14 protein-coding genes are annotated in these 13766 nt (G+C 66.7%); 11 read left to right on the top strand and 3 right to left on the bottom strand.

Annotation, left to right across the window (positions count from 1 at the left end; all coding sequences use genetic code 11):
- The first annotated feature begins 58 nt into the window (after window positions 1–58).
- From BFAL_RS03780 to BFAL_RS03770, 4 genes are read left to right on the top strand one after another with little or no spacing between them, the layout of a single operon-like run.
- On the top strand, window positions 59–2299 hold the full coding sequence (locus BFAL_RS03780; protein ID WP_055427093.1) for a tetratricopeptide repeat protein: 2241 nt from the start codon (window positions 59–61) through the stop codon (window positions 2297–2299).
- Between the two features lie 11 nt (window positions 2300–2310).
- The gene (locus BFAL_RS03775) at window positions 2311–3363 is read left to right on the top strand and encodes an HAD-IIA family hydrolase (protein ID WP_055427092.1); all 1053 of its coding nucleotides are present in this window, start codon (window positions 2311–2313) and stop codon (window positions 3361–3363) included.
- Window positions 3363–3530, top strand: a complete 168-nt coding sequence (locus tag BFAL_RS11205) for a hypothetical protein (protein WP_160319023.1) — start codon at window positions 3363–3365, stop codon at window positions 3528–3530. Before BFAL_RS03775 ends, BFAL_RS11205 begins: the two co-directional genes overlap by 1 nt.
- Window positions 3531–3539: 9 nt before the next feature.
- Complete coding sequence (locus BFAL_RS03770; protein ID WP_370696055.1) at window positions 3540–4319, top strand: TlyA family RNA methyltransferase; 780 nt, start codon at window positions 3540–3542, stop codon at window positions 4317–4319.
- On the opposite strand, the gene BFAL_RS03765 is transcribed toward BFAL_RS03770, so the two are convergent.
- Both BFAL_RS03765 and BFAL_RS03760 read right to left on the bottom strand, forming a co-directional pair.
- Complete coding sequence (locus BFAL_RS03765) at window positions 4286–4945, bottom strand: potassium channel family protein (protein ID WP_055427090.1); 660 nt, start codon at window positions 4943–4945, stop codon at window positions 4286–4288. The genes BFAL_RS03770 and BFAL_RS03765 overlap by 34 nt on opposite strands.
- A 78-nt stretch (window positions 4946–5023) precedes the next feature.
- Complete coding sequence (locus BFAL_RS03760; RefSeq protein WP_055427089.1) at window positions 5024–6490, bottom strand: potassium transporter TrkG; 1467 nt, start codon at window positions 6488–6490, stop codon at window positions 5024–5026.
- A 200-nt stretch (window positions 6491–6690) separates the two neighbouring features.
- Between BFAL_RS03760 and BFAL_RS03755 the strand changes: the two genes are divergently transcribed.
- From BFAL_RS03755 to BFAL_RS03745, 3 genes are read left to right on the top strand one after another with little or no spacing between them, the layout of a single operon-like run.
- Window positions 6691–7587, top strand: coding sequence for an NAD kinase (locus BFAL_RS03755; protein WP_055427159.1), 897 nt, complete (start codon window positions 6691–6693; stop codon window positions 7585–7587).
- Window positions 7587–9353 carry a DNA repair protein RecN gene (gene recN / locus BFAL_RS03750; protein ID WP_055427088.1) on the top strand — a complete coding sequence of 589 codons (1767 nt, stop codon included), beginning with the start codon at window positions 7587–7589 and terminating at the stop codon, window positions 9351–9353. Before BFAL_RS03755 ends, recN begins: the two co-directional genes overlap by 1 nt.
- Window positions 9350–10039 (top strand): HAD family hydrolase, encoded by a 690-nt coding sequence (locus BFAL_RS03745; RefSeq protein WP_236691654.1) that lies wholly within the window; start codon window positions 9350–9352, stop codon window positions 10037–10039. The genes recN and BFAL_RS03745 overlap by 4 nt, the downstream gene beginning before the upstream one ends.
- 7 nt (window positions 10040–10046) lie before the next feature.
- Here the strand turns inward: BFAL_RS03745 and BFAL_RS03740 are convergent, their stop codons facing one another.
- On the bottom strand, window positions 10047–10667 hold the full coding sequence (locus BFAL_RS03740) for a GNAT family N-acetyltransferase (RefSeq protein WP_236691653.1): 621 nt from the start codon (window positions 10665–10667) through the stop codon (window positions 10047–10049).
- A 207-nt stretch (window positions 10668–10874) separates the two neighbouring features.
- On the opposite strand from BFAL_RS03740, the gene BFAL_RS03735 reads away from it, so the two are divergent.
- The 4 genes from BFAL_RS03735 (at window position 10875) to BFAL_RS03720 (ending at window position 13718) form a co-directional block, all read left to right on the top strand.
- Entirely contained in the window at window positions 10875–11252 is a 378-nt protein-coding gene (locus BFAL_RS03735) for a GntR family transcriptional regulator (RefSeq protein ID WP_055427087.1), read from the top strand.
- A gap of 62 nt (window positions 11253–11314) precedes the next feature.
- Entirely contained in the window at window positions 11315–12244 is a 930-nt protein-coding gene (locus BFAL_RS03730; protein ID WP_055427086.1) for an ABC transporter ATP-binding protein, read from the top strand.
- A complete protein-coding gene (locus tag BFAL_RS03725; RefSeq protein ID WP_082440340.1) occupies window positions 12241–12963 on the top strand; it encodes an ABC-2 transporter permease in 723 nt (240 codons plus the stop codon). Before BFAL_RS03730 ends, BFAL_RS03725 begins: the two co-directional genes overlap by 4 nt.
- A gap of 86 nt (window positions 12964–13049) precedes the next feature.
- Window positions 13050–13718, top strand: coding sequence for an ABC-2 transporter permease (locus BFAL_RS03720; RefSeq protein WP_160319022.1), 669 nt, complete (start codon window positions 13050–13052; stop codon window positions 13716–13718).
- Window positions 13719–13766 lie beyond the last annotated feature (48 nt).

The raw sequence follows: 13766 nt of genomic DNA, 5'->3' as shown, positions 1-13766 counted from the left end.
TCCTCCCGCGGCATCACGCCGCGATATGAGACTGTTCATCTAGAAAGGCGATATTCACATGGCAGAAGGCAACGAGCGTTCCGGCAAGTCGTTCGGCGGGCGCAAGGGCGGTTACGGCCACGGGGCGGGGCGCCCCGGCTCCCGCGGCGGCAACGGGTTCAAGCCGCGCGGCAAGGGTGGCAAGTCGTTCGGCGGTTCCCGCGGCGGCTACGGCAATGGACGTTCCGGCGGGTTCCATCGTGACGGCGAGGACCGCGGCGGCGAGCGTCGCGGCGGGTTCCACAAGGATGGGTTCCGTAAGGACTTCCGTCGTGACGGCGACCGTGATTTCCGTCGTGGCGACCGTGATTTCCATCGTGACGGTGAGTCGGGCGGCGAGCGTCGCGACTTCCACAAGGGCCCGCGTCAGGGCGGCTTCCGCAAGGACGGCGATTCCCGCGGCGGGTTCCGTAAGGGCGGGTTCCGTCGTGACGGCGAGCGTCGTGATTTCCATCGTGACGGTGATGATCGTCGTGGCGGCTTCCGTAAGGACTTCCGTCGTGACGGCGACCGTGATTTCCGTCGTGGCGATCGTGATTTCCATCGTGACGGCGAGTCGGGCGGCGAGCGTCGTGATTTCCACAAGGGCCCGCGTCAGGGCGGTGACCGCGACTTCCGCAGTGGCGAGCGCAGGGACTTCCGTCGTGACGGCGATTCCCGCGGCGGGTTCCGTAAGGGCGGTTTCCGTCGTGACGGCGAGCGTCGTGATTTCCATCGTGACGGTGATGATCGTCGTGGCGGCTTCCGCAAGGACTTCCGTCGTGACGGCGACCGTGATTTCCGTCGTGGCGATCGTGATTTCCATCGTGACGGCGAGTCGGGCGGCGAGCGTCGCGACTTCCACAAGGGACCGCGTCAGGGCGGTGACCGTGACTTCCGTGGTGGCGAGCGCAGGGACTTCCATCGCGACGACCGCCGCGGTTCCAACCCGCGCTACCAGCGTGACGATTCCCGTCGTGACGGCGGCGAGCGCCGCGAGTTCACGGCGGAGGAGAGGCGCGACTACCGTGAGGAGAAGCGTTCCGAATACATGAACCGCGGCCCGCGCCGCAATTCCGACGGCACGATGAGCTTCCCTTCGCAGAACCCGTACACCGCGCGTCGCCCCGACGAGCCGAAGATGCCGAAGGGCATGGTGTGGGGCATGCTTTCCAAGGACGAGAAGGAACGTCTGCGTGGTTTGGCCAAGGAGCATGCCGAGAACATCGGCCTGCACATCCTCGCCGCCTATACGCTCATCGAGAGCGATCCGGACGCGGCGCTCGAGCACGCCAAGTGGGTGGCGCGTCAGGCGTCCCGCATCGACTTCGCGCGTGAGACGCTTGCGTTCGTCGCCTACCGCAAGGGCGACTACAAGCTCGCGCTCAAGGAGTTCCGCACCGCGTACCGCATGAACGGCTACCTCGACTACCTGCCGTTCATCGCCGATTGCGAGCGTGGTCTCGGCAGTCCGAAGAAGGCCATCGAGATCGCCGTCTCCGACGATGCCAAATATCTCAGGGGCGAAGCCAAGGCGGAGATGTTCCTCGTCTACGCCGGTGCGCTTTCCGACCTCAAGCTGTGGGACAAGGCCATCGAGATCGTCCACACGCTCGGCCGTTCCAAGGGCCTGGCCGGCAGCTACCGCATGCGCGCGCTGCAGGCCGAGCAGCTGTTCCTCGAGGAGTGCGGCCGCTCCGACGAGGCCATCGCGCTCGACCAGATCATCGAGAAGCTGGAGAACCAGTACGCCGACTTCGATGAGGACGAGGACAGCGACGAGGTGATCATCGACCATGATCTCGAGCACCTCGACGACCCCGACGTGCTCGCCGAGCTCGGCATCTCCGAAGACGACGCGCAGTACGCGCCGGACGACGAATACGGCGAGGACGACGACTACGGCGAGTCCGATGAGTCCGACGATGCCGAGGATGCGGATACGGACGGATCCGCGGACGCCGAATCCGATGCGGACGATGACGATGCCGTGGATGCCGAGGCGGAGACGGTCGAATCCGAGGATGAGGCCCACGCCGAGGAGGAATCCCAGGAGGCCTCCGAAGAGGGTGTCGACGGAGAGACCGCGGACAGCGACGAGACCCAGGCTCCGGCCGAGGAGACCGTCGAAGGCGCGCAGGCCGACGAGGAGCCGGTCGAATCCGAGGAATCGGACGAGGCCGAGACCGAAGCCGAAGAGACGGCTGAGGGCGCACAGGCCGAAGCGGAAGACGCCACCGGTCAGACCCCGGCCGAGGAACCGGCCGCGGACGAGCAGTGAGCGCAATCCCCATGACCCGATTCCTCAAAGGCACCGACAGGCCGCTCGCCGAAGCCTACCGGCTGGCGCTGCTGGATCTCGACGGCGTCGTCTACCGGGGCAAGAACCCGGTGGAGCACGCCGCCGAATCCATCCGCGCCGCCGAACACGCCGGCATGACCATCGAATACACGACGAACAATTCGTCACGCTTCCAGCATGTCGTCGCCGAACAGCTCCGGGGCTTCGGCCTGGACGTCGAACCGTGGCAGGTCATCACCTCCTCGGTGGTGGCGGCCCGCATGGTCGCCAAGGCCGTGCCGGCGGGTTCCACCGTGCTCGTCGTCGGCGCTGAGCATCTGCGTGAGGAGGTCGAGCGCGCCGGACTCGTCGTCACCGACGATCCGCAGAGCGGGCCGGCGGCCGTCATCCAAGGCTGGTTCCCGCAGATGACCTGGCAGATGATGGCCAACGCGGCGTTCGCGGTCGAGGCCGGGGCCACGTACTTCGTGACCAACCGCGACCTGACCATTCCGCGCGAACTCGGCATCGCGCCCGGATGCGGGTCGATGATCCGCGCGGTCATCGCGGCCACCGGCGTCGAACCCGTCGCCTCCGCCGGCAAACCCGAAGCGTACATGTACGACGAGGCGCGCGAACTCAACGCGTCCGCCGGCCAGTCGCTCGTGCCCAAGGACGAGTCCATCGCCATCGGCGACCGACTCGACACGGACATCGAAGCGGGCAACCGCGGCGGCTATGATTCGCTGGCGGTGCTCACCGGCGTCACGAACCCGCACGAGCTCATGCTCGCCCCCGCGCACCTGCGCCCCACCTATGTGGCTCCGGACCTGCGTGCGCTCGGCGAGACCATGCCGCAGCCGGTCGACCATGGCGAGGGCCGTTGGACCTGCGGTACGGAACAGGCCGTGTTCGACGTGCACGCCGGCAGGATCGACGTCTCCGACGCCTCGTCCGTCGACGCGTTGCGCGCCGCGATCTGCGCCGCCTGGCAGGCGGCCGACTCGGGCGTGGACATGGACTCCGTCAGTCTGCCCGCATTCGAGATGACGGGTATCCGCTGATGGGCGTGAACGGCGATACCGTGGCCTCGCATGACGCCTCGGAATCCATCGAACGGCGCTTCCCGGCGATCGACGGATTCGACGGCATGGACGACGGCCAGCGGATAACGGCATTGCAGCAGGTCCTGAGCGACCTGCAGCATGATCTCGACGTCATCGGCAAGTGAGGTCCTGCCATGGATACCCCCATGCCGGACCGGCTTGACCTGTGGCTCGTCGCCGGAGGAGTGGTCGACTCGCGTTCCAAGGCGCAACGGCTCATCAAAGGCGGGCACGTCACCGTCAACGGCAAGGTCGTGACCAAACCCGCGACGGCGATCGGCGACGCCGCCCATACACGCATCGTCGTAGACAAGGGCGACGACTACGTCTCGCGCGGCGCCTACAAGCTCGTCGGCGCGTTCGAGGCGTTCGCCGGGGACGGTCTGCCGGAGCCGGACGGGCTCGACTGTCTCGACATCGGCGCTTCGACCGGCGGGTTCACGCAGGTGCTCCTGCATCGCGGCGCACGTCACGTCGTGGCGCTCGACGTCGGCCACGGCCAGCTCGACGCGCGCGTGGCGGACGACGCGCGCGTCATCGAGATGAGCGGCGTCAACATCCGTGACGTGACGGCCTCGGACCTGCCGTACCCGCCGGCGATGATCGTCTCCGACGTCTCGTTCATCTCCTTGACCTACGTGATTCCCGTGGTCGCGGCCGTCGCCGCGCCCGGCGCGCACATCGTGCTCCTCGTCAAACCCCAGTTCGAGGTTGGGCGCGCCGGTCTCGACCGCCACGGCGTCGTCGTCGACGAGGCGCTGCGTCGGCAGGCGCTCGACGACGTCACCGCATGCGCCGCCGCGCACGGGCTCAAGGTCGTGGCCACCGCGCCGAGCCCGATCGAAGGCACGCACGGCAACGCGGAATGGCTGTTGTACGCTCAGGCGCCGGCGCGGATGAACCGGTCGATCTGATCCTCCTTGCCCATGATGACCAGTTCGTCGTTGCGGTGCATGACGAGCTCCTTCGAACCGTATTGGAACTCCCGTCCGGGCGATTTGATGCCGACCACGGTGATGCCGTAGCGTTCGTGCACGCGCGCGTCCTCGATGCTGTGGCCCACCGCATGCGCCGGCGTGTGGATCTTCACCACGGTGTGCGCGCCCTCGATCTCGATGTAGTCCAGATAGTCGCCGCGTACAAGGTGCCCGACGCGCTTGCCGGCATCGGTCTCCGCGTTGATGATGTGGCGCGCGCCGATGCGCTGCAGGATGCGCGCATGCTGCACGGACACGCTTTTCGCCCACAGATCGGTCACGCCCGCGTCGAGCAGGTTGCCGGTGGTGATGACCGACGCCTCGACGCTGTCGCCGATCGCCACGACGGCCGTGTCGAACTGGGAGGCGTCGATCTGCTCGATGGCGAGCACGTCGGTCATGTCCGCCTGGACGACCGGCAGGGTGGCCGACCAGCGCGCCACCAGATCGGGATCGTTGTCGACGGCGAGCACGTCCTGCCCCATCGCGTCCAATGTGGTGGCCACGGCGCTGCCGAACCTGCCCAGGCCCACGACGAGCACGCTTTTGCCGGATTTCGCCATTCGTGTCTTCCTTTCGATGGATTGAAGGATTGGAATTGAAGGTGGACTGCGGGAGCATCGCGGCGGATCCTCCCCGCGTCAGCCGACGACCACGGGTTCGGTCGGGTACCGCACCGCCTCCAAGGTGCGCGGCCGGCTGATGGAATAGGCGATGGTCATCGGCCCCAAGCGGCCGACGACCATCGTGACGGCGAGAATCGCCAATGCGGCGGGATTGTCCTCGCGGGCCAGTCCCACCGTGTAGCCGCCCAATCCGAACGCCGAACACGAGTCGAACAGCGCGTCCGTCAGCGAGGCGCCGGAGACGAGCATCAGCGACAGCGACGAGACGAGCACGAGCAGCAGGCATGTGCTCGTGATGCTCACCGAGGTCATCGCCACGTTCGTGTGGATGCGGCGACGGAACGCGTTGACGTCCTTGTGCCCCGTGAACGAGGCGCGCGAGACGAGCAGGATCACCGCGAACGTGGTCACGCGGATACCGCCCGCCGTCGACGTGCTGCCGCCGCCGATGAACATGATCACGCTCATGAACACCTTCGTCGGCTCGCTCACCTGCGGCACCCACGTCAGATCGAAGCCGGAGCTGCGCGGCATGACCGCCGCGACCATCGCATAGCGCATGCGCGTGTTGAGGTCCGCGTCCTTGAACAGGAACGGGTTGTCCCATTCGACCAGCAGGAACCAGGCGAGCGACATGGCGACGATGATGCCCGTCGCCATGAGCGTGATCTTCGTGTGCAGGCTCCAGCGCCGGGGCGGCAGACGTCTGCGGGCGCACCGCAGCAGGTTGAGGATCACGGGGAAGCCGAGCGTGCCGCAGAACGCGGACAGCATGATCGGCAGGCCGACGGCCCAGCTGTTGACGTGTAGCCCTGCCGTGTCCGGGGTGAAGCCGGCGTTGTTGTACGACATGACCGCGAAGAACAGCGACTCCCACAGGCTCGTGCGCCAGTCGCCCCGGTTCACGCCGAGCAGACCGGGGAACAGGGCCACGAACGTGACGGATTCGATGAACATCGTCGTGGCGATGACCACGGTGAGCACGCCGCGGATCTCGCTGAGCTTCGACGTGCCGAGCTCGCTGGCCGTCAGCAGACGCTGCGTCGACTTCATGTGATGGTTGATGGCCAGCGCGATCAGGGAGGCGAAGGTCATCACGCCGATGCCGCCGAGCTGCACGGAGACGAGCAGCACGGCCTGCCCGAACAGCGTCCAGTGCGTGGTCGAGTTGACGATGGAGATGCCGCACGTGGACAGTGCGGAGACGGCGGTGAACAGGGCCGTGGAGAACGTGGTGGTCTCGCCCGGCGGCGTGGCCGGGGGAATGAGCAGCATGGTCGTCGAGACGACCACCAGCACCATGAAGTAGATGATGGTGAGGCTGCCTGGATGCGTGGCCAGATGCTGGATCGGCGTGCGTTTGCGCGGCGGCCTGCCGTCGTCCGCCGCGGCGCGGGCGAACGTATTCCCCGAGAACCACCACGCGTAGCCGCGCGAGGCCTCCCGGTTGGAGGAGGCTTGGTCGAATGCTGGATTCGCCATGTCGGTCCTCTCCTTGCTTCCGGTGTGCCTTCCTGCGGCGCGGGCGGCCCGGCGCCGGCGCCTGCGAGGCCATTGTATGCGCTCGCTGCAGTGACGCGCGAACGGACGGCAATACGGGCGGAAGGTATGCAACATTCGTTCGAATCGGTTAGGATGGGTGCTGTTGTACCTTCCCATGTGCCTAGAGGGGGATGTTGCCGATGAGCGGTGTTCGTCATGCGGTGGTGGTGACCCATACGCGGCTGCGGCGCAGCGGCACCGTGGTGACCGATGTGGTCGACCGTCTGCACGCCGCCGGATTCGAAGTCTCCATCATCGACAATCTCGAGCCGCCCGTGTTCGACGTGCAGCCGCCGGTCGTCGGCGAGGACACGGAGATCGTGGTGGTGCTGGGCGGCGACGGCACGATTCTGCGCGCGGCGGAACTCGTGCGGTGCACGAGCACTCCGATCCTCGGCGTGAACATGGGGCATGTCGGCTTCCTCGCCGAATTCGAAAGCTTCCAGATGGACGAGGCGATCCGGCGCATCGCCACCCGCGACTATTCCATCGACGAGCGCATGATCGCCCACGTCGACGTGTGGCTCCCCGGCGTCGAGAGCCCCATCGAGAACTGGGCGCTCAACGACATCACGATCGAACGCGCCGACCGCGGCAAGATGGTCGAACTGTCCATCAGCGTCGACGATGTGGAGATGAGCTCGTTCGGCGCGGACGGGGTCATCGTCTCGACGCCCACCGGTTCCACCGCATACGCGTTCTCCGCCGGCGGGCCGATCATGTGGCCGAACGTGAAGGCGCTGCAGCTGGTACCGCTCGCCGCGCACGCCCTGTTCGCGCGCCCGCTGGTCATCGGCGCCGATTCGATGTTCACGATGACCATCCTCGACGATTCCATGTCCGAAGGGTGGATCTGCTGCGACGGGCGCCGGCAGCGCGCGCTGCCGAAGGGCACGCGCGTCGACGTGCGCGCCTCGCACGGCACGCTGCGTCTGGCCAGGCTCTCCGGCGCGCCGTTCACCGACCGTCTCGTCACCAAATTCGACCTGCCGGTCGTCGGCTGGCGCGAACAGGCCGCGCACGGCGGGAGACGCTGATGCTCGAAGAGCTTTCCATCGCACACCTCGGTCCCATCGCCTCCGCGACCTTCACGCCGGCGGCGGGCATGACGGCCATCACCGGCGAGACCGGCGCCGGCAAGTCCATGCTCCTGAGCGCGTTGAACCTCATCTCCGGAGGTCCGGCGGACGCCAAACGCGTATCGTCCGGAGCCGATGAGGCGTGGGCGCAGGGCATCTTCGCCGTGCCGGACGGTCCAGGCGACGGTTCGGATGCGGCCCGGATCGCCTGCGAGGCCGGCGTCGAAACCGAAGACGGCGAACTGTTCCTCTCGCGCACCGTGCGCGCCACCGGACGTTCACGCGCCGTGCTCGGCGGCAAAACCGTACCCAAATCCGTGCTCGCCGCGCTCGCCGCCGCCCTCGTCACCATCCACGGGCAGGCCGAACAGCTGCGCATCGCTTCGCCCGCACGCCAGCGCGAATTCCTCGACCATGCCGCCGGCGACGAGCCGGAACTCGACGCCTACCGCAAGGCGTGGCAGGCGCTCGCCGACCTCGACGCGCGCCTGGAGCGGCTGCGTTCGCAGGAGTCGGACATGCGCCAGCGGGCCGACTATCTGCGTGAATCGGTGGAACGCATCAACGAGGTCGATCCGCATGACGGCGAGGACGACGATCTCAAGGCGAAGCGCGACCGCATCGAGAACGCGGCGGACATCGCCGAAGGCGTGTCTCGTGCGCTGGCCGCGCTCGACGTCTCGCAGATCGGCTACGCCGGGGATGGCGCGGAGGCGGCGGGTGCCTCCGAACTGCTGCTGCAGGCGGCGCAGGCGTTGCGTGCGATCCGCGCCTCCGGGGATTTCGGCGAACTCGCCGACCGGCTCGAATCGTTGAACGCCGAACTCCAGGACATCGTCTTCACCTTGGCGGGGCACTTGGACGAGGATCTCGGCGAAGCCGACCTCGACGCGCTGAACGCCAGAATCCATGAGCTTGGCGAACTGACGCGCCGGTGGGGGCCGACCCTTGCCGACGTCATCGCATGGCGCGACAAGGCCGCGTTCGAGATCGAGGATCTCGACGCCTCGCCGGAGAAGCTCGCCGAACTCGAACGGGAGCGTGAGGGGCTGTTGGAAGCGGCGTGCGCGGCCGCCGCGGACCTGCATGAGGCGCGCAGTGACGCGGCCGAACGGCTCGCCGGCCGCGTCAGCGAGGAACTCCAATCGTTGGCGATGGACGGCGCCTCGCTGGAAATCCGCGTCACCTCGCGTGTTTCGTCGGCCGCGGCGAAGGGGCTCGACGCCAATGGCGGCGACGACATCGCCTTCCTGTTCACCCCGTACGAGGGGTCGCCGCAGCTGGCGATGGGCAAAAGCGCGTCCGGCGGCGAATTGAGCCGTCTCATGCTCGCTCTCGAACTGTCCAGCGCGGACATGCACGCGGCGCGTGGGGGAGCGGCGGCCGGCGCGGCCAACGGCATGACGTTCATCTTCGACGAGGTCGATGCCGGCGTGGGCGGCAAGACGGCCGTGGAGCTCGGCCGCCGTCTCGCCCGTCTCGCCCGCACCTCGCAGGTCATCGTCGTCACGCATCTGGCGCAGGTAGCCTCGTGGGCGGACCGCCAGTTCGTCGTCGTCAAGGAGCCGCCGGACGTGCCCGACGACGTGCCCGGCGTCGTCACCACGATCACGCAGGTGGAGGGCGAGGCGCGCGTCCGCGAGATCGCGCGCATGCTGTCCGGCTCGGAATCCGAGGCGTCGCTCGACCATGCCCGCGAACTGCTTGAGGAGAGCACGCTATGACCATCACGCAAGCCCATGCCATGCCGGCTTCGTCTTCGGCGCGCAAGGCCGCGATCTTCGATCTGGACGGCACGTTGCTGGATTCGATGGGCGTATGGAGCCAGATCGACGTCGATTTCCTCGCTCGTCGCGGCTTCGCGGTGCCTCAGGACTATACGGCCATCGTCGCGCCGATGGAGTTCCGGCAGATTGCCGACTATACGATCGCCCGGTTCGGGCTTGACGAGACTGCGGAAGCGGTCATGGCGGAATGGGATGCGATGGCCCATGAGGCGTATGCGAACGCGGTGCAGGCGAAACCGGGCGCTGCGGAGTATCTTCGCGATCTCAAGGCGGCGGGGGTGCGGCTCGGCGTGGCGACGACGCTCACGCGTGGGCTTCGCGAGCCGGCATTGCGACACACCGGCCTGTTCGATCTGTTCGACGACATCATCTCGCCCGACGAGGCGGGGTGCCCCGGCAAATCCCGGCCGGACGTCTACCTGTTGGAGGCGGGCCGGCTCGGTGTCGAACCGGCTGACTGCATCGTCTTCGAGGATCTGCTCGTCGCCATCCGCTCCGCGAAATCGGCGGGCATGCGCGCATGGGGCATGTACGACGATTCCTCGGCGGACGACTGGCCCGAGATTCGCGCCGTCGCCGATGGCGTCCTACACGATTTCCGCGATGCCCCGCGCTCGTGGTGAGGGGAGGCTACCGCACCGGCAACAGGTCGGACGGGCGTTCGGCGGCGAACCGCTGGGCTTCCAGCTTCTCGCCTTCCTCACGTTCCACGATTTCGGCGGCGATGCGGCTGGTGAGCCTCTCGATCGGCGCGCGGTAGCAGACGGCCTCGAACGTTCGGCCGTCGCGCTCCACGGCGCCGGCGCGGCGTCCGGTCTCCTTGAATCCTAGGGATTCGCACATGTGTCGTGCGCGCAGGTTGAACGACCATACTTCGACGGTGATGGCCTTCGCCTTGAGTTGGTCGGCGGCGAGCGTGATGCCGAGCTTCATGGCCTGGCTACCGAATCCACGGTCCTGGTAGTACGGGCCGATGAGCACCGACATGGCGGGGGTGCGCTCCGGATCGCTGCCATTCCACGCGGAGATGAAACCGACCGGGTCGCCGGACGGGTCGAGCACGGTGCGTCCGAAGCGCGTGTCGTCGTCGACGTCGCTCCATTCGTGGAACAGGCTTTCCGCTTCGGCGTCCGGGACGGCCTCGAGCGTCTGGCGGCATCCGTCAGCGATGGACGGATTGTTCCACCACCGCGCGAACAGCGGGAAATCGGCGGGTTCGGTCTTGCGCAAGGTAACGGCGTTGTCTGTCATAAGAACTCCCTTCGTGCCGCCATTGTAGGCACGGTGCATGGTGCGGCGCGGCGACGTTAACCGGCAATTCACACACGACGACACACGACGGCGACTGTTATGCTCCAAACCTTGACAGTGGGCCATAACAGTTATACAGTTCTATATAACAGCTGAACAGCTGGGCGATATCGGGACATCGATATCGAATCACCGAAAGGGGCATAGATGAAGCTGATCATCTCATCCGTGTCCGGCGAACCCATCTACGAGCAGATCAAGACCCAGATCCGCACCGCCGTGCTGAACGGCGACCTCAAGGCGGGCGAGGCGCTGCCCTCTCTACGCAAGCTCGCCAAGGAGCTGCGCATCTCCGTGCTCACCGTCACCAGGGCGTACAACGAACTGGCCGACGAGGGTGTGGTGCAGAACGTCCAGGGCAAGGGCACGTTCGTCATGGACAAGGGCAACGAGCTGATGAGGCGTCAGCTCGAAACCCGTGTGAGGGAGAGCCTCGCCGCGGCTGTCTCGGCCGCCAAGGCCGCGGGCCTGCCTCTGGAACGGGTCGGGTCGATGCTCGCGGAGGAGTACCGCAGGGAACGCTGACCATCCCGCGCACGCCGTCCGCGGCGCGCGGGGTGGGCACAGGCATATGAAAGGAGTTCGCGATGAACACCGCGATGGCGCTGTCCGTCACCGGCGTGACGAGACGCTACGATTCCGGCTTCACATTGGACGACGTGACCTTCGACCTGCCGGCCGGGTACATCATGGGCCTCATCGGCCCGAACGGCGCCGGCAAATCGACCCTCATCAGGCTCATCCTCAACATGATCCGCCGCGACGCCGGCGAGATCCACGTGTTCGGACTCGACAACATCGCCGACGAGGAACGCGTCAAGGAAGGGCTCGGCGTCGTGTTCGACTCCAACTACTTCGTCGAGACATGGACCGTGAACAAGGTCGAAAAGACGATGGCGCCCATGTATCCGGCATGGGATCATGCCGTGTTCGACGGCTACCTGAAACGCTTCGGCCTCGAACGGGGCGGGAAGGTCAAGGAACTGTCGCGCGGCATGCAGATGAAGCTCATGCTCGCCGTCGCGCTCAGCCATGACGCGCGCCTGCTCATCCTCGACGAGCCGACCAGCGGCCTCGATGTACTCGCCCGCGACGATCTCATGGACATCCTGCAGGATTACATCGCCGACGGGAACCGCAGTGTGATCTTCTCCACGCACATCACCGCCGACCTCGAACGCGCCGCCGACTTCATCACCTACATCACGGGCGGGCGACTCTACTACACCGGGCCGAAGGACGAATTCACCGAAGCGTTCCGCGTCGTCAAAGGCGGGCCCGACGAACTGACCGCGGACCTCGCGGCCGCGGCGGTCGGTGTCCATCGCTACGAGACCGGATTCGACGTGCTCGTACGGGCCGAAGACCTCAATCGCATCGCCGGCACGACCGGCGTCGACGGCCTCGACGAATTCCGGACGCCCGCCATCGAACCCGCATCCATCGACGACATCATCCGACTCACCAATGCGCGTGTCGGCGTAGACGGAACCAATCGCGGATCGGAGGCGGCATGATGACCGGGGTGTTGCGGGCATTCGGACTGGACCTGCGTCGTCTTGGCTCGCAGGGCTGGGGGAATCTGCTGTTCGCCGTCGTGGCGATACCGGTGGCGCTCGTGCTGATGTCCGTCGGAGGGAGGCTGTCGTCGTCCCTGTCTTCCAGCATGATCGTCGGATGTCTCGTCGGCGCGTTCTCGGTGATGCCGATGACCGTCTTCGGCTATGAGCAGCAAGGCGGGCATGCGCGGATGAACGGCGTCATCCCGGTGCGCCGTCTCGGCCAGGTGACGGGCCGCTATCTCCTGCTGGGGGTGCTGGCCGTGGTGTTGTTCGTCGAATGTCTGGTATGTCAGGCCGCGGTGCCGTTGTCGTCCGGCAGACCGTTGACGCCGGATGTGCCGGTCGTGGCCGTGCTGGCCATGGCGTCCTATGTGATGATCGAGGCTGTCGCGGTTCCGCTGCTCTACCGTTTCCCGATGCAGAAGGTCTGGCTCATCCTGTTCGGCGGCTGCCTCGTCATCGGCGCGGCAGCGGCGGCGCTCGTCAAACTGCTGCCGTTGGTCCTGCCCGCATCCGCGCTCGCCGCGTGCGCCCGCGTCGCCTCCGCCGTCATCGAGACGCTGGCCGCAGCTGGGCCTGCCGCGGCCGCGTTCGCCGGAATCATCGTGATGATCGTCGCCGTGGTCGTCTCGTTCATCGCGTCCTCGCGCATCTACCGTGGAAAAGAGCTCTGAAAGCCATGATCAAGCCGACCATGCCCCGGACGGGATCATGCGTTCCGTCTGCGCCGCGCGGTTCCTCGTCGGTGCATCGGCGAGCCATGGGAACCGCATTGCGCATGGACCTCGCCATGCTCACCGGCAATTCCCCGGTGGCGGCCGCCGTCCAGTTCCTCGCGCCGCTGGTGTTCTCCGGCTTCATGCAGGATTCCGCAGACAGGGGAGGCGCGGCGGTGTCCATCGCGATGGCCGCGTTCTGGACCATGCTGTGGTGGAGTCTGTCGATCGGCGGGTTCTTCGTGGTCAACGGCGCCGATCAGGCTTCGCAGCGGATGAGCGGCGTCATCCCGGTGTCGCGTCGCACGCAGGTGCGGGCGCGCTACCTGTCGGCGCTGTCGCTGTTCCTGATTGGATTGCTGGAATTGGGCGTCGAGATCGCGATCGGCGTGGCCGCCTTCGGCATGGCGTTCGACGGCGTGGTCGTCGTGCCGTATGCCGTTGCGGCCGCCGCGCTGGTCGACGCGGTGCTGATCCCCGTGTTCTACTCCTGCGATTTCGCGGTCGCATACCGACGTCTGATGATGGGCGGTTCCGTGCTGTTCTTCGGCGCGGTCCTGCTGCTCGAGATGCTGCCTGAAAGCGCGAAGGAATGGCTGTTCGGCATCGACCCGACGCTGCAGCCGGCCGCAGGGATCGCGGCCGTCGTCGCCGTTGCCGTGTACGCCTCCTATCGTCTGTCCGTGCGCATCTGGTCGCGCCGCGAACTGTGACGTGCCGGGGCGGGGACGTCGCCCGATACCGTCGAAAGTGCTATAGTT

Source organism: Bifidobacterium aesculapii (genome assembly GCF_001417815.1).
In the GTDB taxonomy this organism is placed as follows: Bacteria; Actinomycetota; Actinomycetes; order Actinomycetales; family Bifidobacteriaceae; genus Bifidobacterium; species Bifidobacterium aesculapii.
The sequence above is the reverse complement of the archived record's forward strand: the minus strand, read 5'-3'. Positions and strand labels throughout refer to the sequence as shown.